The 365-nt window shown below is 52.6% G+C and carries 1 pseudogene; it reads right to left on the bottom strand.

The window, feature by feature from the left end:
• A pseudogene (locus H5185_RS22515) lies at nucleotides 1-365 on the bottom strand (MFS transporter); the annotation flags it as partial.

The raw sequence follows: 365 nt of genomic DNA, 5'->3' as shown, positions 1-365 counted from the left end.
GCGGCATGGAAGTCATAACTTATCGCCAGCGCAATGCCTGCCGGCACTATGCTCAATATCGCCGCCCAACCTAAGGCGCTACGTCCATCGGGAACCTTGTTTTGGCTCGCCGACTTTGTCCCCGTCAAGCGAGGTGCAAAGCCTTGCACTATGCCATAGCCTATTACCCAGAGTGCGAGAAAACCGCCGACATACCAATGATCCCAACCAAAGGCTGAGGCCAGATAAACGGGTAAGGCCACCACAAACCACACATCCCGCGCACCAAACAAAAACATGCGTGCGGCAGAAAGCGTGTTTACCGCCGGACTCTTAGAGAAAATTTCCGTGAACTTAGGTTTGTTTTTGGCTTTACCTAAATCGCG

It is taken from the genome of Shewanella sp. SG44-6 (assembly GCF_014164185.1).
Lineage (GTDB): Bacteria > Pseudomonadota > Gammaproteobacteria > Enterobacterales > Shewanellaceae > Shewanella > Shewanella vesiculosa.
This window is presented reverse-complemented; position numbering and strand designations above follow the sequence as displayed.